The sequence below is a fragment of the Arcticibacter eurypsychrophilus genome, from assembly GCF_001730525.1.
Taxonomy (GTDB): Bacteria; Bacteroidota; Bacteroidia; order Sphingobacteriales; family Sphingobacteriaceae; genus Arcticibacter; species Arcticibacter eurypsychrophilus.
Window position 1 is genome coordinate 60,102 of sequence record NZ_MDFN01000003.1, and the last position, 26,076, is coordinate 86,177.

17 protein-coding genes and 1 pseudogene are annotated in these 26,076 nt (G+C 36.3%); 3 read left to right on the forward strand and 15 right to left on the reverse strand.

All coding sequences use genetic code 11. The features are described 5' to 3' along the window. The first annotated feature begins 1 nt into the window (after position 1). Positions 2 to 751 (forward strand): IS21-like element helper ATPase IstB, encoded by a 750-nt coding sequence (gene istB / locus BFL47_RS02765; RefSeq protein WP_069658272.1) that lies wholly within the window; start codon positions 2 to 4, stop codon positions 749 to 751. 280 nt (positions 752 to 1,031) lie between these two features. Here istB and BFL47_RS20150 read toward each other — a convergent pair. Next, positions 1,032 to 1,175 (reverse strand): annotated as a pseudogene (locus tag BFL47_RS20150) (SDR family NAD(P)-dependent oxidoreductase); the annotation flags it as partial. Between the two features lie 255 nt (positions 1,176 to 1,430). Next, positions 1,431 to 2,093, reverse strand: coding sequence for a PAS domain-containing protein (locus BFL47_RS02775; protein ID WP_069658274.1), 663 nt, complete (start codon positions 2,091 to 2,093; stop codon positions 1,431 to 1,433). A 635-nt stretch (positions 2,094 to 2,728) separates the two neighbouring features. Here BFL47_RS02775 and BFL47_RS02780 point away from each other — a divergent pair. After that, complete coding sequence (locus BFL47_RS02780) at positions 2,729 to 3,916, forward strand: glycoside hydrolase family 1 protein (RefSeq protein ID WP_069658275.1); 1,188 nt, start codon at positions 2,729 to 2,731, stop codon at positions 3,914 to 3,916. Position 3,917: 1 nt separating this feature from the next. Continuing rightward, positions 3,918 to 5,192 (forward strand): glycosyltransferase family 4 protein, encoded by a 1,275-nt coding sequence (locus BFL47_RS02785; protein ID WP_069658276.1) that lies wholly within the window; start codon positions 3,918 to 3,920, stop codon positions 5,190 to 5,192. Positions 5,193 to 5,609: 417 nt separating this feature from the next. Here the strand turns inward: BFL47_RS02785 and BFL47_RS02790 are convergent, their stop codons facing one another. The 13 genes from BFL47_RS02790 to BFL47_RS02845 all read right to left on the reverse strand — a co-directional run bounded on the left by BFL47_RS02790 (position 5,610) and on the right by BFL47_RS02845 (position 25,974). Continuing rightward, a complete protein-coding gene (locus BFL47_RS02790) occupies positions 5,610 to 6,266 on the reverse strand; it encodes a response regulator (RefSeq protein ID WP_069658277.1) in 657 nt (218 codons plus the stop codon). Positions 6,267 to 6,303: 37 nt separating this feature from the next. Next, positions 6,304 to 7,320 carry a chemotaxis protein CheB gene (locus BFL47_RS02795; protein ID WP_069658278.1) on the reverse strand — a complete coding sequence of 339 codons (1,017 nt, stop codon included), beginning with the start codon at positions 7,318 to 7,320 and terminating at the stop codon, positions 6,304 to 6,306. Between the two features lie 12 nt (positions 7,321 to 7,332). Next, positions 7,333 to 8,940: a sensor histidine kinase gene (locus BFL47_RS02800; RefSeq protein WP_069658279.1), complete on the reverse strand. Its 1,608-nt coding sequence runs from the start codon at positions 8,938 to 8,940 to the stop codon at positions 7,333 to 7,335. Further along, positions 8,906 to 11,905: a CheR family methyltransferase gene (locus BFL47_RS02805; protein WP_069658280.1), complete on the reverse strand. Its 3,000-nt coding sequence runs from the start codon at positions 11,903 to 11,905 to the stop codon at positions 8,906 to 8,908. The genes BFL47_RS02800 and BFL47_RS02805 overlap by 35 nt, the downstream gene beginning before the upstream one ends. A gap of 113 nt (positions 11,906 to 12,018) precedes the next feature. Further along, positions 12,019 to 12,510, reverse strand: a complete 492-nt coding sequence (locus BFL47_RS19985; RefSeq protein ID WP_211480916.1) for a glycosyltransferase — start codon at positions 12,508 to 12,510, stop codon at positions 12,019 to 12,021. Continuing rightward, positions 12,449 to 13,168, reverse strand: a complete 720-nt coding sequence (locus BFL47_RS19990; RefSeq protein ID WP_211480917.1) for a glycosyltransferase family protein — start codon at positions 13,166 to 13,168, stop codon at positions 12,449 to 12,451. Before BFL47_RS19990 ends, BFL47_RS19985 begins: the two co-directional genes overlap by 62 nt. A gap of 163 nt (positions 13,169 to 13,331) precedes the next feature. Then, a complete protein-coding gene (locus BFL47_RS02815; RefSeq protein ID WP_069658348.1) occupies positions 13,332 to 13,535 on the reverse strand; it encodes a hypothetical protein in 204 nt (67 codons plus the stop codon). Between the two features lie 251 nt (positions 13,536 to 13,786). Continuing rightward, a complete protein-coding gene (locus BFL47_RS02820; protein WP_083256961.1) occupies positions 13,787 to 16,981 on the reverse strand; it encodes a glycosyltransferase family 117 protein in 3,195 nt (1,064 codons plus the stop codon). After that, entirely contained in the window at positions 16,978 to 17,319 is a 342-nt protein-coding gene (locus BFL47_RS02825) for a PadR family transcriptional regulator (protein ID WP_069658281.1), read from the reverse strand. Before BFL47_RS02825 ends, BFL47_RS02820 begins: the two co-directional genes overlap by 4 nt. A gap of 74 nt (positions 17,320 to 17,393) precedes the next feature. Continuing rightward, on the reverse strand, positions 17,394 to 19,781 hold the full coding sequence (locus tag BFL47_RS02830; RefSeq protein WP_069658282.1) for a glycoside hydrolase family 31 protein: 2,388 nt from the start codon (positions 19,779 to 19,781) through the stop codon (positions 17,394 to 17,396). A gap of 84 nt (positions 19,782 to 19,865) precedes the next feature. Continuing rightward, complete coding sequence (locus BFL47_RS02835; RefSeq protein WP_069658350.1) at positions 19,866 to 21,503, reverse strand: RagB/SusD family nutrient uptake outer membrane protein; 1,638 nt, start codon at positions 21,501 to 21,503, stop codon at positions 19,866 to 19,868. A gap of 17 nt (positions 21,504 to 21,520) precedes the next feature. After that, entirely contained in the window at positions 21,521 to 24,850 is a 3,330-nt protein-coding gene (locus BFL47_RS02840) for a SusC/RagA family TonB-linked outer membrane protein (RefSeq protein WP_069658283.1), read from the reverse strand. 155 nt (positions 24,851 to 25,005) lie between these two features. Beyond that, entirely contained in the window at positions 25,006 to 25,974 is a 969-nt protein-coding gene (locus BFL47_RS02845) for a FecR family protein (protein WP_069658284.1), read from the reverse strand. Between the last annotated feature and the right edge of the window lie 102 nt (positions 25,975 to 26,076).

The window sequence follows — 26,076 nt, forward strand, 5'->3', positions numbered from 1 at the left end:
TATGAGCCAAAAAGAACACATTGACCAGTATTGCCGCCGTTATAAAATAATGGGCATGGCAACAAAAATAGAAGAGATGGTAAATAAAGCAGAAAATGATCATCTCAGCTATCTAAGCTTTCTTGTAGCGCTTTTTGAACAAGAGTCCCTGCATAGAGAACTCCAGGCCAGAGAAAGATTGCTTAAGACAGCTCAATTGCCCACCAGATCCAATCTTGACGAGTATGAACAGAGGCCTGATAATGGCTTTAGCAAGCAAAAGATAAATACACTACGGGAAATGGCCTGGCTGGATCAGCTCTATAACATCATGATTATGGGACCTTCAGGTGTGGGCAAAACAATGCTGGCAGCAGGGTTGTGCGCTGATGCAATTGAGAAAGGGTACAAAGCGTACTTCAGGACAATGGAGGAGATTATCAATATGCTAAAAATGAAAGACTTTGCCCGCTCAGCAATGGCCGATTACAAGCGGCTAATCAAAGCCAGCCTAATCGTCATTGATGATGTGATGTTGTTTCCTGTAGAAAAAAGCCAGGCTGTGAACTTATTCAACTTTATTAATCAGTTGTATGAGAATACCTCATTCATTATTACGACCAATAAAATGCCCGCAGATTGGGCTAAAATGCTGGATGATGAAGTGCTGGCTACCGCTTTGCTTGACCGGCTCCTGTTCAGGTGTGAGGTCATTAGCCTTTCGGGTAAAAGTTACAGAATGGAGAACAGGAGAACTATATTTGGAACTTAGATCAGGATATTTACTTTTGTAAAACTGCGCATTCTTAAGGCCTAAAGTTGTGCACTCTTATTTGCCAATTTCTGTGCATTGTTAATTACCGACTACACATATAGAATGTAATGTCCTGGTCGTCCCATAGGGGTTTCATATCCAAAATTTTCTGACTCAGGTTTGCTGTGAAATTATAAATGGCACCTTTAGTAGCTGCACATGGCAGTAAGACGAAACTCGGAGAATAAGCGTTTACCGCCGTGGTATTAAATATACTGCTGCCCGGTTTCATAAATGGCTACTCAGCTTTACTCAAATAAAACATGGCCGTTATATTAGTAACAAATGTACGCTCCCATTCATCTGGAGGTACTTCCTTCAAATCCTTACTCACCATTTGAAATGCTGCATTATTGACAAGAATATCAATTTGACCAAATACTGTTACTGCCGTATTTTAATTTTACTTGAAAATTAGCTTTTTGTTCTAATTAGAATAAGTCAAATTAAACTATATACATTAACAATAGTTAAAGATTGAATGGGTAAATAAAAAATTCAATTTCATTATACTATATTACCAAAAAATAATACCCTCAAAATAAAGACATTACTGACTAAAATTTTGAGGATTATTATTTAAAAACGGTTTAGTTAATATTATTCCATACATGCTTTGTTTTAAACAACTAGCATATTAATCATCATAAGTCTTTTTTAACATACTTGTTATCATTAAATCAAGATCATCTGCACTGCTTTTTACTAATGTAATAAGTTCTTTAACTAGATTTGTATCAGCAGTACTTTCAAGTAAGGAAACAAGACCAATTATATTTGCCAGAGGACGACGAATCTGAGAAGATTGTACAAAAGCCAATTGTTTTAATGTTGTTGTATAATTATCATTCAATTTATTTACAAGCAGTAGATCTTTGTCAACAAAAGGCATAAATTCTACATGTTTTTTCTTGTCACAATCCAAGTGAATACATGATCCATACCATGAATTAAGTTCCCCACCACTGAAATAGGGTAAAATACGAACGAAGAATGTATGAAATATCCCTTCCTTGTTCTTTAATTTCATCTCCAATTCAAATGTCTCTGCTTTATCAGCTGTAATAAACCATTTTTTATAAATCGATGAAATCTCAGACTGGTCTAAAAAATTATAAGACATATCAGTATGCACTTTTTCACTGTAAAGACCAAAGTAATCTTTAAATTGATTATTAGCCAACTTGATGTCACCATTTGGGTTAGCTATCCAGATTAAATTAGGTACGCTATTGTATAATGCCATGAATTTTTTTTCATGTTTTGATACATGTTGATTGTCATCTATTAGACTGCTCATATTCTAATATTTTAATTAAAACAATATTATTTTAGGTGTAAACGACTCTACTGTAGATATATAAAAATCAACTACTTTAAAGTTTAATAAACTTAGGTAAAAGAATATGGGTAATAGCACATATATAAGTTTATAGTATGAGAAGGATAACAATCACGTAGTTACATTGAAATTAGCAAGTATTTATTCGTGCATTAATGCATTCATTACATCATATACTTTCTTTGGGATATTGTTTTATATCATTTTAAGGTTTTATAATTGCAGAATCATCTCAATTTAAGAGTAGAGTGAAACAGCAAATTCCTATTAGAATAATCAATGCTCATAAAAAAAACGCATTCAAAAAAGTTAAATACGTGATTATTATGCTTTTTTCAATACACTCCTTTTCAATCAATATTAAGTAATTTATTGATTTCTTTGGTTTAGAAATCCATTAAAATAACTTATTTAGCTTAAACATACAGGAAAAGTAATTACTTACCTATATTAATGTGGGTAACGTATTTATACCTGGATTCATATTGTCCCTATAATAAGCTTAAACAATAAAAGCGTTCGGTTGTCAACTTCTTGATCTACCTCTTACATATGAAAAAATTACAACATTGGTTTAATTTAAAAATCACCTAATGGAATTAAATCGTAAAGGCATAAATCCATTCAAATCTTTTTGGATGGGCGGATTTGAATGCGCTGACCATCTTAATTCAAGCGGTAACAGAGTTGATTTCTTAAATTTAACTGCCCATTTGGATTTAATCAAAGAAGATTACAGCAAATTAAAAGATTTTAATATTACTACTGTTCGGGAGGGAATCAGATGGAGTAAGGTAGAAATTATACCTTACCAGTATGACTTTAGCACCGTCAAGTTAATGCTAGATATTGCAAAAGAGTATAAAATTCAACAAGTTTGGGACATATGTCATTTTGGATTCCCTAATGATCTCAGTCCTCTTCACCCCCATTTCACAGAACGTTTTGTTAGCATATGCAAGGCATTTGCCAACTATTGGCTTTCTGAAATGAGCTATGATGATCAATTAATTATCACGCCTATTAACGAAGTAAGCTTTTTATCCTGGTTAGGTGGTGAAGTTGGGAGAACCTCCCCTTATTGCGTCAGAAATGGTTGGGAGTTGAAGTATGCATTAATGCGTGCCTATATACAAGGTGTGAAGGCTTTAAAAGAATTAGATCCACGTATTCGTATATTAACTACTGAGCCGCTTGTAAACATAGTACTTCCTTCTTTTGCTACAGAGGATACCATTCTAGAAGCAGCTAAGAGTCATGAGTTACAGTATCAATCTGTAGATATGTTATGTGGACGAATTTGTCCGGAATTAGGTAGCAAACTTGAATACCTTGATATTTTAGGTTTTAATTATTATTATAATAACCAATGGGTGTTAGGGTTTAATGAGTTTATACCTTGGGCAAATGAGATTCCTGATCCAAGATGGCGTTCGCTCTCCAGTCTCTTAATTGAAGCTTACAAACGCTACCATAAACCCATAGTTTTAACTGAAACAAGTCATCCTGGGGAAGATAGACCATTTTGGATTAACTTCATAACGCATGAAGTTTCTAAATTAATCATCTCCATTCCGTTTTGGGGTATTTGCTTGTATCCGATCATAGATCGTCCTGATTGGGATAATTTAGATTGCTGGCACCATTCAGGACTCTGGGATAACAGTTCAAAAGAAATCCCCACCGAACGAATCTTAAATAAACCATATGCTGATGCACTACTCTTAAATCAAAAAATTTTAGAACATTTAACTAACGACGCTTTTTTCAAATCTATCTAATATGAAAACAAGAATAGCTTTTATAAGTGAGCACGCATCCCCCTTGGCTACGCTTGGTGGAGTGGATAGTGGGGGACAGAATGTTTATGTTGCTGAACTATCAAAACATTTAGTAGAATTAGGTTATGAAATTGACATTTTCACTCGTTGTGATCAAGAAAATTTGCAACATGTCGTGTATTGGAAAAAAAGCCTACGTGTGGTACATGTGCAAGCTGGCCCGGCGGTATCATTGCCTAAAGAAGAGCTGTGGCAATACATGCCTCAATTTACCGATAGCATAATTTCCTTTATGCAACGCGAAGATTTGACTTATAAAATCATTCATGCCAATTTCTGGATGTCTGGTTGGGTAGCCTCTGAGCTTAAAGAAACCCTTGGTATTCCTTTCATTATCACTTTTCATGCCTTGGGTTATATTAGAAAATTATATCATCAAGAGGGGGACAAATTTCCTTCGATCCGAATTGAAGTAGAAAAAGGTATTGTACAGACTGCTGATAAAATAATCGCCGAATGTCCCCAGGACAAAGATGACCTCATGCACTTTTACCAGGCATCTCCTGACAAAACCACAATTATTCCTTGCGGATTTAGTAAAAAAGAATTTTACCCAGTAAGTAAAAAATATGCAAGGGAAAAGTTGAATCTTGATAAGTCAGAAAAAATCGTGTTACAGTTGGGAAGAATGGTTCCCCGAAAAGGCATCGACAACGTGATCAGAGCAGTAGCAAAACTCAAACAAACAGGTTATGCCGTTAGATTGCTTATTGTAGGAGGCGATACGGAAATACCTGATCCAGCGTTAAGCCCCGAGCTATCACGTCTTCAAAATATAGTCAGACTTGAAAATATCAATGACTCTGTAGATTTTCTAGGCAGAAAAGACCGCCAGGTGCTTAAATATTATTATTCAGCAGCAGATGTATTTGTTACCACCCCTTGGTATGAGCCCTTTGGTATTACACCATTGGAAGCAATGGCCTGCGGAACCCCGGTTATTGGTTCTGATGTAGGTGGAATAAAATATAGCGTTGAAGATGGCAAAACCGGTTTCCTGGTACCTCCGGATAGACCTGAAGATTTAGCCTCAAAAATTAAATATTTATTATCAGATAGTCATTTATTCGACACAATGAAATTAAATGCTATTGAAAGAGTAAATGCCATGTTTACCTGGAAAAATGTTTCTAAGCTGGTAGCAGAACAATATCGTTTACTTGCGAAATCTGTAGAAACACCTACTATTATAAACACTAAAATTAAAGCAGCTTAATTTTAGTGCACTAATAGACGTATACCCATGAATTTTGTCTATTAGTGCATTAATCAAACGGCTTTGCGATAAATTCGTCACAACTGTATGTGCCAAGTGATTCGACTACTTTTAGGTATCCTGACATTAAAATCACAGGAATAAAATAAGCCATTTTTAATTAATGACATACCTCATCCCCATTTTATACCTTTTATAAGAAAATCAATGAGAAACAGATCAGGTTTATTTATATCAAGCTCTGTTTAAAAACTGCTAATATCCAAGACCGTTTTAACATCAAAATCAGCAATAACTTAGAGCTTCATATAAGACTTCAAGGATGTATTTATGATCATCCCATATTAAAATTCTGTTTTCAACACACACAAAACACATGCAAAATTCTGATTATCAATACGTAATACACTTAACAGTTTAGTTTATCATATTATTCCTTATTGCAAACCCGATTAAAGTAGCCGTATTTTTTGTACCTGTTTTTTCAAGCAAATTTTGACGGTGACCTTCTACCGTTCTTCGGCTTGTAAAAAGTTTATCTGCAATATCCTGATTCGTAAATCCCTCGGCTATTAACAATAGGACTTCTTCTTCTCTTTGTGAAAGGTCAACAGAGGTTTGAACATTAGAAAAAGTATCATTTGCGCTACTAAATTGCCTTTTAAGCATTTCGAATACAATTTCAGAACATATATACTTTCCTCCCCCCGCTATATGGCGAATGGCAAACAACATTTGATCTATATCAACATTTTTAAGCAAATAACCACTAGCCCCCGCAGAAATAGTCTGTTTTATGTAGTTCTCATGGTCTAGCATGGTTAGCATAATGATCTTTATATGGGAAAAATCAGCTTTCATCATATGAATCAGATCAAGGCCAGTGAACTCTGGCATATTAATATCCGATAAAACAATATCTACCTGAATCCCAGTTTTAAGCTTCTCCAAAGCTGCTAATACTGAAGCTGCTTCATCCACTATTTCAATATCTGGTTGCATGTTTAAAAGCGTCCTGATACCGTTTCTTACAATATTGTGGTCCTCTACTAAAAATATCTTAATTGGAATCATTTATATTCAATATTATAAACCTCTTTCATTTACTTATTTAAGCAACATCATCTTGAGCAATTGTACCATCATTATGTAATTCCTCCAACGCTAATTTAAGACGTATAATATGCGTCTCGATCATCTCTGCTCTTGCAGCATTGATCGCCTTGAGCTCCATATTACCCGATTCACAATCATGCTTAGCTATCGTTTTTAATAACTTTTCACGTTCCTCTAGCAACCGTATAGAAACCCAAATAGATTCTTCTACAGATTCAGCCTGACTTTCGAGCAACAATTTTTCATAGAACGTATGGCCTGTATGACAACGATACCGGTGTGTATGGTCATTATTAATCTTCCATAAACCACCGCCGCATTGTGGACAAGCATAAGTGGACTGTTGGGCTATTTTTTCTAAAGCGTCAATACTATTTACCGTTCGTTCGGTAATTTCAGCTTCAATCATTACATCTTCAGGAATTTGTTTAATTTGTATTGATTTAGAAAATATATCTTCCAAAATATAACCAATATCTCCAATATGTACACGATAATCAACAAGAACATTATTAATTACACTAGTAGGCATGTCAGGAAATTCTGCCTCAAAAGGTTCTTGTACAATAGTTATTCCGCCACTTCGTTTGATTGCAGACATGCCTGATGTGCCATCATATAACATACCGGTTAATACTATTCCCACAACACGGGAGTTATAAGAGGCAGCCGCAGAACGAAACAGCACATCAATTGAAGGTCTCCATCTATTCTCGTGAGGACCTTTCGTAATCCTGATCAATCCCTTTTTAAGAAGCATATGGCGGTCAGTAGGAGCGATATATACATACCCCCTTTTAATCACTTCCATATCCTGAGGTATACGGCATATAAGTGATGTATATTTTCCCATATGATGTTGAAGTACCTCTACCATCGAATCTTTTGATAAATGTAATACAACAAATACTGCAGTAGGCAAATTGGATGGAATTTTGGAAACCAAATCAATTATAGCCTTAAACCCACCAGCTGAGGCACCAATTACAATAATGTATTTTATACTATCCATGAAATTACTCTTTCAATCGGTAAGCTTATTAAGCAAAATCTTCACACATGTACCTTTTCCGAGTGATGAATTAATCGCTATCAATCCATCATAAATAGCAACTTTTGTTTTCAAATTACTAAGTCCCATACCTTTTATAGCAATTCTTTTTGATGTTTGGTCAAATCCGATCCCATCATCTACTACCACTATTTCCAACCCTTTCATTTTTCTAACCTCAACCTTAATTAAAGTAGCCTCAGAATGTTTAATGGCATTATTAATCAGTTCCTGAACCATGCGAAAAACACTAATTTCTACAGATAGATCTAAACGTTTATTCAATCCTTTTACAGACGTTTGAATAGCAAGTTTATCTGTGGATAACCTCCTTCCTAATTCCTCGATTGTGATAGTTAATCCAAAATCATTTAAAATTGATGGAGCAAGTTCAAAAGAAATATTTCTAGTCTCTTTGATGGAAAGTTCTAGTAGTGATTTTATATTGTTCAATGGCCCCTCCTTAAAATCAGCGCCATTTAACTGTTGCAAGTTCAATTTAATACCATAGAGCAACTGACATACACCATCGTGAAGCGAATCACTAATTCGCTTACGTTCAGTTTCTTCTGTGTTAATAATAGCAGTAGTAATATTTCTTTGCTCCTCAATCTTAAACTTATCAGCTTCATTTTCCAGCCTTCGCTTTTCAGAAATATTCATAATTGTTCCAACTAAACGCTGGTTTTCATCGGATCCTTTAATGTGATGTCCCCTCATAGATACCACACAGGGCTTACCCGATTTATTAATACTAAACTCGATATTTATTTCCTTTTCCTGATTAATACAAGTGCGAAAGTAATTATCAACAGCAAAACGATCAGCAGAATGTACTGCATTCAAAAAATGATGGTACTCCCCTTTATATTTATACTTATCAATACCGCAAATGTGGTAATTTGATTCATCTAAAAGAATCTTGCCAGTTTTATAATCATATTCCCAGGTTCCCGCTTCAGAGGCTTCAAGCGCAAGCTCCAACCTTTCTTTTGTAACCTCTAGTCGCTGAACAGCCTCCTTCCTTTCTGTAATATCGATAAGAGCAATGTAACAGTCCACTCTGTTCGTATGCATGCCATGTATTGCTATTCCTTCTACTTGTGCAAACAAAGTTTTTTTATGTTGTGTAATCAACTCCAGCTGGCAGCTTTTTCTTTCATTTTGGCTTTTTATCTCTTTAAAAAAACGGCAGAAAGTACCTGTATAATCTTTAGCTATAAAGCTTTGAAAACTTCTTTTTACAATAATACTTTTATCGAACTCCAAAAGAACCGATCCTGCCGTATTTACTTCTTCAATAATACCCGATTGATTCAAAATAAAATAGCCTACCGGTGCAAGTTCATAGATTCCGGTAAATTTGATACGTTGAATCTCTAACTCTTCATTAGCATGACGCAACTCATCATTCTGCATCTCCAACTCAATTTGATGAATCTGCAATTCTTGCAATAATTTGTTTCTCTCTAGTTTATTGTTGTCCTCTGATTCTTGCTCAGCTCTTGACAATTGGGTTTTGAAAGAATTTTGCAAATTATTAAAATCAATTTCCGGATTTGAAGTCTTTCTTTTCTTCAACTTTATCTATTTCTACCTCATTAATAATGATTAACACCATTAATGTTTCACTTGTTTCTGCATCTATAAATGGCTGTGCATTGATTTCTAAAGTTTCAATTATGCCTTCATCGTTTTCAAGTTCAATCGCTATTGTACCTTTTTCTTTCCTCTTACATAATTTAAGAACAGCATCTAATTTATCTATATTCCAATTATTTTGCAAAAACTCTATAAAATAATGACCCACTATTTCTTGATCTTCCACATGGAAGCGCTTAAGAAAAGCATTATTCACAGTAATTACATGGTGATTTTTATCCAACTGAACTGCCGGTTCTATTAAAACATTTACAATTCCTGCTGAATATCTTTTCAAAGCATTTAACTTAAACTCCATATATTTATATTGTGTAATCCTGCTAAAAGTTAATACAGCGCCACTAATAAAGTTTTCAAGAGTTCGATAAGGCATAATGCGGACATTATACCATTCATTGTTTTTTGTTTTAACCTCAATCTCTTTTGTAAGCAGATTTTCTATTACCTCTCTAATTTCTTCCTCTAATGGAGTTTCAAAATTGGATACAATATGTGTGATTGATCTTCCTACATCTGATGGGATCAGGTTAAATAATTTACGCACCTGAGGAGTAAAACGCAGCACGTCTAAATTATTATCCAAAAATATAGTCCCGATTTCTGTGGAATCGAGAAGATTTTTCATGTCATTATTCAACTGAGTAAGTTCTTCCGCTTTAGATTGATACTGCACATTAATCGTCATAAGCTCTTCATTCAACGATTGCATTTCTTCCTTAGTCGTCAACGATTCCTCATTCGTACTTTGTAACTCTTCATTCGTACTTTGAAGTTCCTCATTCGTTGATTTAAGCTCCTCCAACGAAGTCTCCATCTGCTCTATCGTACTACGCAACTGCTGTTTAGTAATTAAAAGCTCTTTTTCAATATCAATTATATGCTTATTATTATTTTGACCTTTAGAGTTTACTGATTCTTTTTTCTTTTTTAGCAGACCTGTATCCTCAAGCATAACTAATATTAACCCTTGTAAAGGCCGCTCTTCCAACATAACAGCTTTCAACGAAACTAATCTAAAATGATCACCTTCTTTTACATTAATATCAGCTACAGAAACCATTGTTTTTTGCAGTGCTGCCTGATGAATAAGATTTCCCAAAACATATTTCAGTTCATCCTTAATCATTTTATTCACATTTAAGACCGCTTCACCCTGAGGAAATTCCATAAACCGGCTGATCTTGCCATTAATGAATAATATATCTCCCTTTTCATTTACTAAAATCGATGCAGGAGTATAACTTTCAAGTAATATTTTATTAAAAGTCTCGGCTATGGAAGTGGACTTAATTCCTTTTCTGGAGTTATCCTGAGTTGACAAATTAATTGATTGTTTATTTACGTGAAATGGAAAATCGATAATCTTACCCACACTAAGACTTCCTTCTTTACGAGCAAAAAGTTTCCATTTCACATCAACAGGAACGAACATCTCACTAAAACCACCTATACTCTCAGCTGGCCCTAGTAATAACAATCCGGTTGATTTAAGCGAATAGTGGAATATTGGAATAATTTTTTTCTGTAATTCTGAAGTAAGATAAATCAATACATTTCTGCAGCTTAGCAGATCCAGCCTGGTAAAAGGTGCATCCTTAATCATATTGTGCTGAGCAAAAACAATCATTTCCCTAAGCTCTTTTTTTACACAGTAAATATCCTCCCTTTTTGTAAAATATTTATCCAGTCGTTCAACGGAAACATCAGCTGAAATACTATCACGGTAACAACCCGTCCGGGCACGCTCAATTGCATCATTATCCAGATCAGTAGCAAAAATCTGAATTCTAGATACATGTTTCCCTTTAAGTTCACCTACACATTCCAACAATAATATCGCCATCGAGTAAGCTTCTTCACCTGTTGAGCAACCTGCAACCCAAACTCGTACAGGTTCTTCATCTATTTTATTTTTTAAAATAATTGTTAATTTGTTTTTTAGTGTATTATACGCGTTAACATCTCTGAAAAATTTAGTTACTCCAATCAAAAGCTCATTGAATAAAACATCAATCTCTTGTGGATTTTCCCGTAAATGATTGACATAATATCCGTAATCAGGCAGTTGATGAAAAGCAATTCTTCGATCAATTCTCCTAATCACCGTACTTTTTTTATACATCGAAAAGTCATGGCCAGTATGCAAACGCAATAACATTAAAATTTTCTGTATAGCGTTTGAATTTAAGATTTCCCTTAGCTCGTCATTATTAGACTCCTCTACCAGAATCGGATGATTTACATACTGAATCAATTTAATTGGCATTTCCTCAGGAGATAATATGTAATCTACCATATTGGTATTAATTGATGCTAGGGGCATGCTGTCAAAGGTAGCAGTTGCTGGATCCTGAACCATAGCCATTCCCAACTTCTCCTTAATCATTCTTACTCCAGTTTCCCCATCAGATCCCATTCCTGAAAAAATAATGGCCACAGCTTTACTCAGCTGATCATCCGCTAAACTTTGCAAAAAGTAATCTATAGGCAAACTGTAGCCTCTTGTTTTTGATTGCTTGAGTAAAAATAATTTGCGCTCATGCATTCCCATATCCTTGTTAGGAGGAATAACATAAACATGATCTTTTTCAACGAGCATTCCATCTTCTGCAACTACTACAGACATAGAAGTGTACGTCTGTATCAATTCAGCAAGATTACCCTGATGTTTAGGATCAAGATGCATAATAAGAACGAAGGCCATCCCACTATCTGAAGGCATATGCGTAAAAAAGGTCTCATAAGCTTTAAAAGCTCCTGCTGATCCACCCAGACCAGCTATATAAAAATCAGTTTTTAGTTGCTGATCATTATCAGGTCGTTTGGAAGATGAAGATAGTAGAATTTTGCTTTTTCGTTTAAGAGCTTCCTTTTTAATTTCCATACCTGATTAACTACACACAAATATAAGTAATGTATAGTTAATAAGTCCGTTTTAGAGACACCCAATAAAGCATCAAAATACAGACATTAAAATTGCTTAATTATCATTCCAATTTAACTTGCAATTGATATTTTATTCTTATTTAGTAATGCATTTTGAATAAGAATATGCATAGAAGAATAGGTATTGTCCCAAGAGTTTCCAGCTAGGAAATGATCGACTAAAACTAACCATGGTGACTTCTTTCTACTTTGAAGTTCCAGCTCAATTACATGAATAAAATCTGATGCATTTGAGCCTATATGTACCAATTTATTTATTCTATATGGATGCACAACATCTCTGATCGCTGTTGACACGACAGGTATACCGGCAGCAAGATATTCAGGAGTTTTGGTAGGACTTATAAAACGCGTTGAATCATTCAATAAAAATGGAATCATGGAAACATCCCAGCCTGAAAGATAAGCAGGAAGTTCATGATAAGTTTTAGACCCCAGGTAATGTATATTCGCATGTCTGGGAAGAACTTCAGGATCTATCTTAACAACCGGCCCAATCAGAATGATCTGCCACTCTGGGCCTGGCTTTAGCAATCTGATCAATCAAATTGATATCAAACCGCTCATCAATTACACCATAAAAACCAATTTTGGGTCCCTTTATGTTAATCTGATCTTCAGGCTCTGCTTTTTGTGTTCTTGCTGATGCAAAATGTTCTTTTTCAATACTGCTGGGAAAGGGATATATATTGGCATGCTGAGTCTTCTTTGCTTCGTACAAAGACTGGCCTCCTGTAAATACCAGGTCAGCATTTGCCATCAGTTTCTTTTCCAGATTTTTCAATTCTTTAGGTGCGAATTTAAAGGCAGATAATTCGTCCATACAATCATAAATCGTTAGGGCCGGAGAATACTTGCTTGTAAATTCCAATGCCATGGGCGTATAATACCAAAAAGCAAAAGTCTCTATCTTTTCATTTGATAATATAGAATCTACAAGTTCGGTTAGAGTAGAACTAATAGATGACTTACTTAAGCCCTTTGGCAAATGAGGAACAATCACCCAAACATCTCCTTGTCGCTGCGAAAAAGATATAAAAGCTTTTCCCACATTCGCTTCAAATACAGGTTCTTCAAAAAAAAGAACTTTACAATCCTTAGAAAATCGTGTAAGTAGATATTGTGGTCGCTGGTAAACAAAATCCAAGCGAAGGTGTGAAAAGCAAAGAATATTTGAAGGAAAGGCGAAAATGTTTTCCATGGAGTAAATTAGTAAGTGATAGATAGATCAATTACTAATAAAACACCTTCTTCGTTTGAGTGATGATACATAATCACTTATTTATTCACGTGATTCCGTATTTATCCGATATGCTCCGATTCAGATACTAAATATTCTTTAAGGAAATATACTATTCCTTAATTTAATTGTTTTTTTCAGGAGGAGTTGGAATAGGCGGCTCAGATACAATCTCGCCAAACTCATTCACATATGCCATCATACTTTCAAGACTACCACCTGTAGAATTTTGTTGGCGTTCCTGTTTACGTTGTTCTTTCTCTTCCTTCTTTTTAAGTCTGGTTTTTTCCAGTTGTTTCTTCATGAAGGTTGCTTGTGACTTAGCCATAATATTTAAATTTAAGTAAGAAGCATTAAAATGTTCCCTTCGGCAATCAATTTTATGAAAAATGGAATCGCTTATATTTAATCTCCCCTGTTCTAACGGTATAACAGGCATTTAGGAAATAAAGATGATCTATTGATCAGCTAATCGGGTAACAATGATAATACTAGAAATCTACCGTTAAGGACAAAGGTACAGTTTCAGACTGAAAAAACAAAGTTTTGATCAGTTATTAACTTACAGATTTAATCCCGTTAGATTTGAACATGTTGCTCCAGCCAGGCAGTATTTCCTTTTATTAATTTATTCAATGCCTCGTCCTTATACTCAGTCGTTATTTTATCCAGGGCATCCAACACATAAAATCCAATTCTGATATCCTGCAAACTCGCTTGCTGAAATTTAGGATTCAACGAAGTAATATAGGTCAGCTCCGCATCAAGAAAGTTAAATGTTTGATTTGCAAGCACATTTGCCTGTCCGACATCCCTACACCTGTATAGATTCCGAATCGTACTAATCTTATTCAACGTATCCACTATAGTGGAATTATCGGAAGGCAATTCCCGAATGCATTTCTGCATCACATCATGCGCTTTTGCAATTTCTTTTTTATCCATCAGATTTTCAGCCAATGTATTCGCTAATTTCCATGTACCATTCATTACCCTCCTGCTTTCCGGATCTAAATAGGCTGCCTTTTTAAAAGAAGAGAAGTCGAACTTATTCATCATATTAGCATACATCACCCCAGTATGCGTACGCTCCGCCTTTTCCAGTTTAGAATGATCCACTTTCAAAGGCAGTAGACGATACGCATATCCTTCCAGATACAAATATTGATCTAACCCCAGATATGTATCCTGAGACACAGAAGTAGCAAAATAAACAGGCCTTTTCCAATCATTGTGTGCCAGGATATCAAACATTACTAAATTGGCTTTACTCACAAAAGGCTGATTAAACTTCCATTCGATAAAATCCGAAACCTCAGCAATTTCATCTGCCGATAAGGTATTTGTTTTCAAAACCTGTTTCTTATTCACAGTAAGCTTAAGTTTCCGTGTCGGAAGGAAATTCATAAAAGAACCATCCTCCATCTGAACCTGATCTTCTTGTTTATCCGAAGTCATCACAGCCAGCAGGTCCTTCAACTCCGCACTGTCAATCAGACCATAATCCACGAAAGGAATATAATCTCTTACCCCTTCTACATATTTTTCATCAGGCATACTTATTGGAAGGGGGGTAGATAAATTAGAAGCCTTTTTCATTTGATTGACATAGGCATCGTCCCCCAGAAACTGAATACAGATCACGCGGATATCAGTTCGAATCCCTTCTACTTCCTGCGCATACCAAAGTGGAAAAGTGTCATTGTCCGCATTAGTAAAGAGTATCGCGTTTGGAGCACAGGAATTCAGGTAATTTTTTGCCCAATTCAGAGCAGTAGTTTTGTTCGAACGATTATGGTCATCCCAATTGTTCATCCCCATCAGCATTGGTACAGCTATAAAACAAATCACAGCAGCAAGAACAGGATTATATTTCGAGGCATACAACTTGCTTAATAACTCTTTGACAGCCAGCACCCCCAACCCAATACAAATAGCAAAAGCATAAAAAGAACCCACATAAGCATAGTCTCTTTCCCTGACCTGTAAGGGATCCTGATTGAGGTACAATATAATCGCAATTCCGGTAAAGAAAAATAAGGATATCAACACAACCGCATCTCTTTTATTCTTTCGATACAGATAAAAAAATCCTGCAAAACCTAATAAAAGCGGCAGACTATAATACACATTATGTCCAGCGTTGGAAGTAATACTAGGAGGTAAATTAGATTGATTTCCTAAACGCAGAGCATCTAAGGGTTTAATACCTGATAGCCAATTACCGTTATTAATCTCCCCTTGTCCCTGAATATCATTTTGACGACCAGCGAAATTCCACAGAAAATACCGCCAATACATAAATCCCAATTGCCAGGATGTAAAAAACTGAATATTCTTGGCAAACGATGGAGTCTCCCCTACTGCTAAATTCAGCCATTGCTGGTAAAAATCAGGATGATAGGGTTTTGTACTGTATGTTCTTGGAAATAATACGTTTTTATCATATCCTCTTTTATAATCGTAACCCGAAATCTCATAATTTTCATTGCCTTTCCGATAAGCAGGACCTTTTTGCTCCTGACTGATCAACTTAGCATCAAAAGTATTTCCATATATTAATGGTGTTTCTCCATAGTTGGAACGCCCCAGGTAATTGTATAACGAAAAAGCATTATCCGGATTACTTAAATTAATATTAGGTTTCGCATTTGCCCGCACATAAATCATCAGGTAAGAACTGAAACCGAATAAAATAAATACCAGACAAAGTAAACTCAGGTTAAGTTTATATTTATTTTTAAGAATAGAATAGTAAAGCCCAACCGCAAGCAGGCAACCCAATAAAACCACAAAAAAGAGAGCCCCCGAACCAAATCCCAAGCCCAATGTGTTTACAAAAAACAGATCAAAGTGAGCGGCAAAAAGCACAAAATATTGAATGATAACAAACTGCACTAAGCCTACTAAAAAACACCCTGCTAAAAAAGCCTTTCCTATACCTAGTACACCCGGACGCTGGTTCTTCTTAAAATAATAAACCAAGGTCACCGCCGGAATCGCTAACAAACTCAACAAATGCACACCTATGGATAAGCCTACCATAAAAGCAATAAAGATGAGCCAACGATCATTATCTTCCGTTTCCCATTTTAATATAGCCCAAAACACAATTGCGGTAAACAAAGTAGACAATGAATACACTTCCGACTCCACAGCAGAAAACCAAAAGGTATCAGAAAAAGCATAAGCCATTGCACCTACAATACCTGCAGATAGCACAGCAAAAAGCTGTATTTTCTTACTATTGCGCTTATATACCTTAACCGACAAAGCCGTAATAGTCCAAAACAAAAACATAATGGTTGCCCCGCTTGCCAAAACAGAACTAAAATTAATCCAATAAGCAACTTTACCAGTATCTCCCATGGACAACATAGAAAACAGTTTACCGATGAGCAGAAATAGCGGGGCACCCGGCTGATGTCCCACTTGAAGTTTATAAGAAGCAGCAATAAATTCACCACAGTCCCAAAAGCTAGCCGTAGGCTCCATGGTTAGCCAATAAATCAGAGTCGCAATGCCAAACAAAACAAAACCACAAATAAGATTAACTTTTTTATAGCGCTCCCATTCCTTTTCAGTATGAACCAAATCTGCAAAATCAGCTCCCAAAATATCCTGAACCATTTTTAAGGAGAAATCCGTATGTACCGGTTTCTGCTCTATCGATGTCAATACATGATCGTACATTTCATCAAACCGCTCAGGAAGGACGTTGATTTCTAAAATCTGACTGCGTACAGCAGCTTGTTGTTGTTTGTTCAGTATCATGAGACAGCAGGTTTCATGTTTAATAAAAGTTGAAGATTGCCAATAAAACTTTCCGCTTCTTTTAATTTATTCCTTACTTCTACCTTGCCTTCTTCTGTAAGCAAATAATATTTGCGCACCCGGTTTTCCACCATTTCTGTATGGGTAATCAATAACCCTTCAGCCTCCATCTTATGTAAAGAAGGATAAATAGCCCCCTCGGTAAGTTTTATATCACCCTTTGTAATCTCTTTTACCTTTTGAGTGATTTCATAACCATACATCCGTCCATTTTCCTGCAGTAGCTTTAACATAATTGTTTGCAAACTGCCCTTTAACATACCATTTGATGAACCCATGTACAAATATATAATTTTCCTACATACATAAGAAAATTATATATACTCATTTTTAAAGGTTTGGAACTTTATTATCATTCAAACTTCAGAATTTTCTTTTTACCCGAGTAACTTAAAACTTGTGTTGGCTTCATAGGCTCAGCCATTCCTACACCCTGTTTTCCATTAACCAAGGTGACATTAAACAGTCGATTTTGTATCATACCCGAAAATGTACCTATCCGATCCTCAACAGTCAAATTTCTGGTTTTATCATTCCATTTGAAGGTTATAGTACTAAACATCCCTTTCTCATAATTATAGTTGTCATTTTCATCTTCATAAAGAGTAAAAGATCCATCAGCTCCTGGATAAAGCCTTATCTCTAGATTTTTAAGGTCTTTCTCATTAGAATACTGTTGAAAAGGCCCCATCGGAATAATTGATCCTGCTTTAACATACAATGGAATTAAGTCGATTGGAACCGCCCTTTCAATTTCCTGTCCGCCCGATATTTTATTTCCGGTCCAGAAGTCATACCAATCATGACCTGCAGGAAGATATACTTTATGCAATTTAATCGTCTTAATATCCGTTTCCGTTACACCTCCTACCCTTTTAGTGTACATCGAATCAGTTACAGGAGCTACTAAAAGAGATTTTCCAAACATATACTGATTATCTATATTCACTACTTTCTTATCCTCAGGAAAATCCATGAATAAAGCACGCATCATGGATGAAGAGCCAGACGTAACAGCCCATGCATTAGAATATATATATGGGAGGAATCGGTATCTTAAATTAATAATCTTCTCCTGAGCATCAAAAGCCCAATCGCCTTTTTTCCCAAATTGATAGATCTCACGGGGAGTAAATTCACCATGAGAGCGGAACATCGATGTAAATGCTGCAAATTCCATCCATCTCACATAAAGCTCATGAAAAGCAGGGTCTTTCACTCCTTTGGGGTACTTTCCTCTGGGAAAGAACCCGCCGATATCACTATTCCAATAAGGGATCCCACTTAAAGATAAGTTTAAACCAGCAGAAATTTGATTGCGCAGCACATCCCATGTGGATTGCACATCACCCGACCACGTCATTGTAGCATTACGCTGCTGTCCAACAAATGCCGAACGCGTTAAAATGAACACACGCTTATCCGAAGTAACGCTTCTTTGATTTTGATAAACACCACCAGTAGATTGCAAAGGAAAAGCATTACGCACCTTTCTAAAACTTCCTAGCCAAGTCTTATTCTCGTCATCCGTAGACTTAGGTTTAAGTTGATCAGGTTCGGTCGCATCAAGCCACCAACCATCCATGCCAATAGACTGAATATTTTTATTCAAATACTTCCAGTAAATCTTACGTGCTTTTGGATTAAAAGCATCATAAACTTGTACGTTTGGATTAATGGGCCAGGTGACGAAGTCAAACAACATATTGCCCTCTTTCATTTCATGGAAAATTTTTGTTTTATTTCCAAAAGATGGCCAGACAGAGATGATAATATGTGCATTCATTCCATGGATACTATCTACCATTGCCTTAGGATCAGGAAATGCAGGATTACCAAATTCGGTGGAATTCCATAAACTTTCATCTATGCCCCAATATTGCCAGTCCTGCACCACCCCATCAAGAGGGATACCGAGTTCCCTATACTTTTTTACCACCTCTACCGTCTGATACTGGCTCTTATAGCGCTCTCTACTCTGCCAAAAACCAAATGCCCACCTTGGAAACATAGGCGCTTTGCCTGTCAAATGATGCAGTCCGGCAATTACCTGATCTGCATTTGCGCCAGCTATAAAGTAATAATCTGCACAATCACCAATTTCCGATTCAAAAGAAGCACCCTCTTTATTATCATCAAAATTCGTTGTAGAGTAATTATCCCAAAACAATCCATACCCCTTTATAGAGTGAAGAAAAGGAATAGCAATTTCCATATTACTCTGCTTCAGTTTAACCGACTTGTTCCGATAATTCATCACCCCCTTCTGATGCTGTCCCATGCCATAAATAGCTTCATCCTGATCGAGTTCAAAAGATTGACGTACCTTATAAGTTTGAACTTCTGAATCACGTACTGGCGTAAATTGTGTTCCTGATTCCTTTTCCCTCACCAGCTCCTTCCCGTTCTTACTAAAAAACACGACCTGTCCTGTTTTCAAATTAAGTTCTGACCTGACGGACGAGCTAGTTAAAGATAAAATAGAACCACTTTGATGTACTTTTAATAGAACGTTTTGGGGTGTTTCAATTACTGAAAGACTCTTTTTCGTATAAGTACTCCCTGTTGGATACTTTAACACGCGTATGATAGCAGGACTAAAAAACTGCAATTCAACCTTAAATGAATCAATGTTTGCTATTATTCCTGCTGCTGTTCTTTTGTAATCTTGACCAATAGCGCCCTTAAACAATAATGCAAATGATGCTATTAGCACCACACTTCTTCTCTTAATTTTCATTTAATAATTACGTTAGCAATAATATTAAAACATCAGGACCGAAGCATTAAATCAATCCTGATGTTTATAAATCATCTGACAATATTAATAACCGGGATTCTGCACCAGATTATTGTTTTTTTCTATTTCTGTTCTTGGTATCGGGAATAATATTTTATTTACATTGTTAGTAGCCGTATGGGAAAGCCACGATTTCTTTGTAAAAGCACCAAAACGAATCATATCAGTACGCCTATGTCCCTCTTGATCGAATTCCCATCCCAATTCATCCAGAAATCTGCCATATTGAATATCTGCTCCACCCTCGGTTGTAAACTGATTATTCACTTGATCCTGAAGCCCATACAGATAAGAGCTACCTTGTTGCAATTGCGTTCCAGTAACAACTGCCTTTGCAGGGTTAGAATTAAAGTCCCGTTGTCTCACCTGAGTAACGATAGTTGCAGCTGCATCCGGCTGACCATCCCGAAGAAGACATTCAGCCTTCATCATCAGTACACCAGCGTACCGATAGATAGGATAGTCATTACTCAACCTATTCGTTGCTCCCATTGCTATTTCAAACTTATTTAAGCGCAAGCCATGTACAGACTCTCCTTTCTCTAGTCCGGGTAATTCATTAACAAAGATCAATGGCTTACCTGTAAAGTCGCCCTGAGCTACATATAGCTTCGTACCTGTTGATGTATACTGCTGCCCTTTAATCCAGTTATTCTGGTACCTCGCATCGGTTTGATCGAATGTGTTGATAAATTGAGGTATTGCGCACATACCACCCCATGGTGTATTCAGAAGATTATAAGTAGCCTGATTCTCTTGCTGTAAGGTTTGCATGTGGAGGTCAAATGCATTCCAGTTATCGGTATAATCCTCATCCATTGGTAAAGCAAAGATGATTTCCTTTGAGTTCTGGTTTTCAGTAATAAATACACTCTTCTGATTTGTTTCCAGAATATATCCTGCACCTGAATTAATTACAGCATTACAAGCATCTATACATTCGGTCCATTTAGGAGTTCCGGTATACACACCTGCGTTAAGGTACATTTTTGCCAGCAGCGTATACGCTGCCCACTTATTAAATTTTCCATAAGTAGCCAGGTTATTTTCAGAACTTAACAGCGGAATATTATCTATAATTTCCTTAACAATAAAATTATATACTTCCAGACGGGAATTCTGTTCAGGCAAGAAGCCCTGTGGCAGGTCAAACTGCGTAACAATCGGAACATTGCCGAAAAAGTCACATAAAACAGCATAGTAGGATGCACGAAGTACCTTTAACTCAGCAAGGGTAGCTTCCTTTCCCTCTGTAACCGGAATAAGATTTGACTCTATCTGATAAATAATCCGATTGCAATTTGTGATACCTGCATAGGTCCTGCTCCAGGTATTTCTAACGATTTCATCATCTGTTGTCCAGGTATGCTTGTGAAGCCTTTGATATACGCCGTCATCAAACCAGCCCCATGGCCTTTTAGGTATAACAAGCTGATCTCCTGTTATTTCCTGAGCCCGCCATAACCCGTTCCAGTCCAGCAAGATAAAACGCCACTGTGAATATCCTGCACCTACTAATGCCGACAGATCATCAGAAGTAGGATTGAACTTAGTGGATATAATAGTTGTATATGGATCATCTTTTAATTTCGTACAGGAGGCTATGGTTAGTATCGAAACAAAAATTGAGATAACCAGATATTTGTTTTTTAAGTTTTTCATAATCATGCTTTCAATTATTAAAAATTCAGATTAACGCCCAACGTAAAGGTGCGGGTAGTAGGGTATTTATCCCGATCATCTAATCCTGGATTCAGTCCTATTCTGTTTACTTCAGGATCCAAACCGCTATACTTCGTGATGGTAAGTGTATTTAAAGAAGACACATAGATCCGGGCTCCTTTTATATAATTGGATTTGATGTTATTAAAGTTGTATCCCAAAGTAATGTTATCCACCTTCCAAAAATCTCCATTCTCAACATAGTAACTGTTGAATTCAAGTGCCGGAACATCCAGGACTGTTTTTCCGAATACAGGTTCATAAGCTGATTTAAGTATATTATAGTTCTCTACAGCTGGATTTTCCATGTACATTCTTTGTGAATTGATAATCTGATAATCGAACGCTCCTCTCATCGTTATGCTCAAATCAAATGCCTTGTATGAAAAGTTATTATTCCAACCGGCATAATACTTTGGAAGTCCATTGCCAATTACCTTCTTATCTTCAAAGCTGTGAGCAAGCTGATCATAGGCAACAGGTTCCCCATCTCTACCTTCATAGATCCATTTTCCATTGTCATCAATATCGATCACTTTATAGCCATAAAAATCACCAATACTCTTACCAATAAACACTATATTGGTAAAGGTTTGTATGGGTATCCCCGCAAACCCTGTTGTGAAATAGTTAGTTGTAGTTTGATAAAGATCATTTGACAGACTAACTAGTTTGTTCGTATTTGTGGAAAAATTAAAACTTGTATTCCAGATAAAATCCTTCTTTTTTACCGGAACAAAGTTGAGCATAACTTCCAGGCCTTTATTCTCCATCTTGCCTACGTTAGCCTGAGTTTCGTTATATAAGTTGGGTGGACTTGGAACCTGATAATTGTAAAGCAAGTCTTTGATCTGCCGATTGTATACATCTATATTACCGCTGATTCTTCCCCTTAGTATACTAAAATCAAGTCCAATATTTGCCTCATGTTTTTCCTCCCACCTGATAAAAGGATTCGCATTTGTGGCCGGCCCTAATATTCTTATCCACTTGCCATTTGAATACACGTAGTTGCCGTAACCTAATAGTGGCTGACTAAGAAAACCTGCCAATGGAGGATTACCTGTTATTCCATAACCAGCACGAAGTTTTATATCATCAAATAAGGTCTGATTTTTCATAAAGTTTTCATTGGTTACTCTCCAGCCACCAGAAACGGCCCAAAAACTACCCCAAGGACTATTTGAACCATATAGTTGACTGGCGCCCTCATGTCTTAAACTCGCCAGCAACAAGTATTTATCTTTATAACTATAGTTCACTCTACCAAAAAAGCTAATCAGGTTAGTTTCCGATTTATTACTACTTATTACAGCTTTACTATCCTTGATCCCCTCACCCAAGCCTATATTGTTATATCCGAATAGATCAGATGGAAAATCCTGATTTTGGGAATACATACTGGTTGAAAGATTTTCCTGATAACCGTAACCGCCTAAAAGCACAAAACGATGATCTTTAATAGATTTGGAATACTCAGCCGTTAGTTCCGCTAAACGATCAATACTTAAGTCTGAGCCTACTGAAGCGAAGCCATTCAAACTACTTTTAATGGTAGAGATATGCTTTTTAGTTTCGGAGTACCCATTGTTTGAATTGTATCTCGAATAGGAAAAAAGGGCTGACACCTTTAAATCACTAATAGGCCTGTAGGTAATTGTTCCATTCATCCTGGAGTTTACGTTTTTTGATTCCCCATCACTTTCATATAGAAGAGCCATTGGGTTTTCATAATCAAAATTCCCTACATTTTCATAGAAGTCACCGTCCTCCTTGTACACGGCCTCTGTAGGATTCCTGATGACTGTCTGCCTGTAGATCCAGCCATTGAAACTGTCGCCCCTAAAGCTGTTTCCATTATAGTTCCGTAGATAATTGTTTGTTTGATTCAGAATTCCAATGTTAAATTTTAACTTATCATTCCAAATACTATGGTTTACATCAATCCTTCCGGTGAAGGTAGTATTATCACTTTTCCTGAAAATACCCTGCAATGCACGATAGTTTCCGGAAGCTAAATAATTTGTGGTACTATTCCCTCCCCTGATGGTTAAATTATGAACCTGTGAAAGCGGCTGACGAGTCACCTCCTTTAACCAATCGGTATTATTACCTGAATCCCATTCAGCTCCTCTTGTACCCGCAGCAATCTGGTCGCGATAATCTTGTGCAGTAAGTAAATCCAGTTTATTAGCTATGACCTGTGTGCTGGTATAACCACTATAATCTACATTATTCGTAAAGATTCCTTTAGCTCTTTTCGTTGTAATAATGATCACACCATTGGATCCCCTTACTCCATAAATGGCGGCAGCAGAACCATCCTTCAGTACATCTATTGATTCAATGTCTTCAGGAGCAACCGTTTTCAGATCTCCAGGGATACCGTCAATCAGAACCAAAGGATTTGAGTTTGCACCAAACAAAGTCGTGTTTCCTCGTAGTAAGATCTGTGTACTCCCTGTTGGGTTACCACTTGGAGAGCCAACAGACAAGCCTGCTACCTTACCTTGTAACAGTTGACCGGCATCCTGTACCGGACCTTTTACAAAATTCTCGGCTTTAACTGTAGTAACGGCACTGGTTACATCGGCTCGTCTTTGTGTTCCATACCCAATAACAACAACCTCTTCCAAATTCTTAATATTTTCAATCATCGTGACATCAACAGTTGTTCTATTCCGCACAAGCACTTCCTGCGTTTCAAAGCCCAGATAAGAAAACAGTAGCGTCTGTGATCCATCATTCAAGGATATCGAATACTGTCCCTGCGAATTAGTAGATCCCCCCGTTGAACCATTCTTTACCTTTATACTTACGCCTGCCAATGGTTCACCTGCTCTGGAGACAACTTTCCCCCGTACTACCATATCCTGTATTACATTGCCAATAGATGTCTCCTTTAAAATTTCAGTTTGTTCATCTTTTTCGAACACAATTATTTTATTGTTTTGCTCCAGATAGCTAAGCTTAGTATTGCTGAAAATTTCATTCAATACTGTCACCAATGGTTTATCGGATGCCGTAAAAGAAATATTTGTGTATGAAGCTATTGACTGTGTATTATACACAAACCGATAACCACTTTTCTTTTCCAAATAACTTAATACGTCTTTAAGAGATTTATTCTTGACTTTTAGATCAATCCGTACTTCATTTAGAGTTTGACCAGATGAATTGTCTGCCATCAGCACCTGGGTACTGATGAGGAGTAAAAATATAAATTGAAAGCTTATTCTCAATACTTTAAGAATGATAGGAAAATAGTATCGGGTATATTTTTTCATACCTTTGAATGTTTTTTGGTTAATAATTTAGTTAGTTAGTCCAGAAAATAGGGTCAGCAATAAATCACTGATTTTTAACATTTTCACCGGCATGATTTGCAGATCCTGCCGGTTTTTTTTGTTCATACATATGTTTGGGTTTTAGTTTATACCAGTTATTTCCTGTTTCTGAAACAGATCTCCTTTCCTTTCATTGAGTAAGTTAGTTTGTTAACTTTTGCGATTGCAAACAGAATTTCCTTTAAAGAATCATTAGCAGTAAAACTTGCTTTAAGGCGAAGTTTTTTTATTCCTATATCGGCGAATAAGATATGTACATCATACTTGTTCTGTAACATAAAAGCCACATCATCAAGGCAGTCATCATCAAAATAAAGTTTCCCTTCCATCCATGAAACTCCATCCAACGTGTTCAATGACAGTTTTTTAATTTCTCCGCTTTTCCGATTGTAAACAGCTTGTTGTCCCGGAGTAAGCATAGCTAATTCATTTGTAACTTTCGATCCCTTCACAGAAACCTTTCCCCTTTGCACGGTCACTTCAATAGACGCAAGTTTTTTATAAGATTTAACATTGAACATCGTTCCCAAAACTTGTGTGCATGTTTCTCCCGCATGGACAAGAAATGGTTTGTCCTTATTATGAGCCACATCAAAAAGTGCTTCACCTTCCATTAGAATGACCTCTCTTTTATTTCTGTTGAAAACTGTAGGGTATTTGAACCGGGTACCTGAATTAAGAAAAACCTTTGTTCCGTCACTTAAAATTACTTTCGCTTTTCTTCCCAGGGGAACATTAACCTCAGCATACCGTACAGGATCTAATAAATCTATAATATTGTCCCTCTTGAAATAGATTAAAAAAGAAGCACTTAAAGCAATAATAAAAATTGCAGCTATCTTAAGAAATCGCCAAGCCTGTAGATTACTTTCCGCTTTGTTAATTCCATTATTTATTCCAACACTTAATTTATTTTCTAACCGACGAATTTCATGATCAGAACCTTTCCAGTCACCATTCTCTGACAGACTTTTAAACCATATCTCCAAAGACTTCTTTTCCTCCGGAGTACATTGATTTTTTTCATGTTTATTCAAAAGAAGAGACAGTTCTTTTTCGTTCATCTTAATCTATATCCAGGCTTAGATGGACTGGTAGTATCCGAAAAAGTAAAAAATTTTTAACTACTTGATTATCAAATAAATAATTTTACATCCAAATCAAAA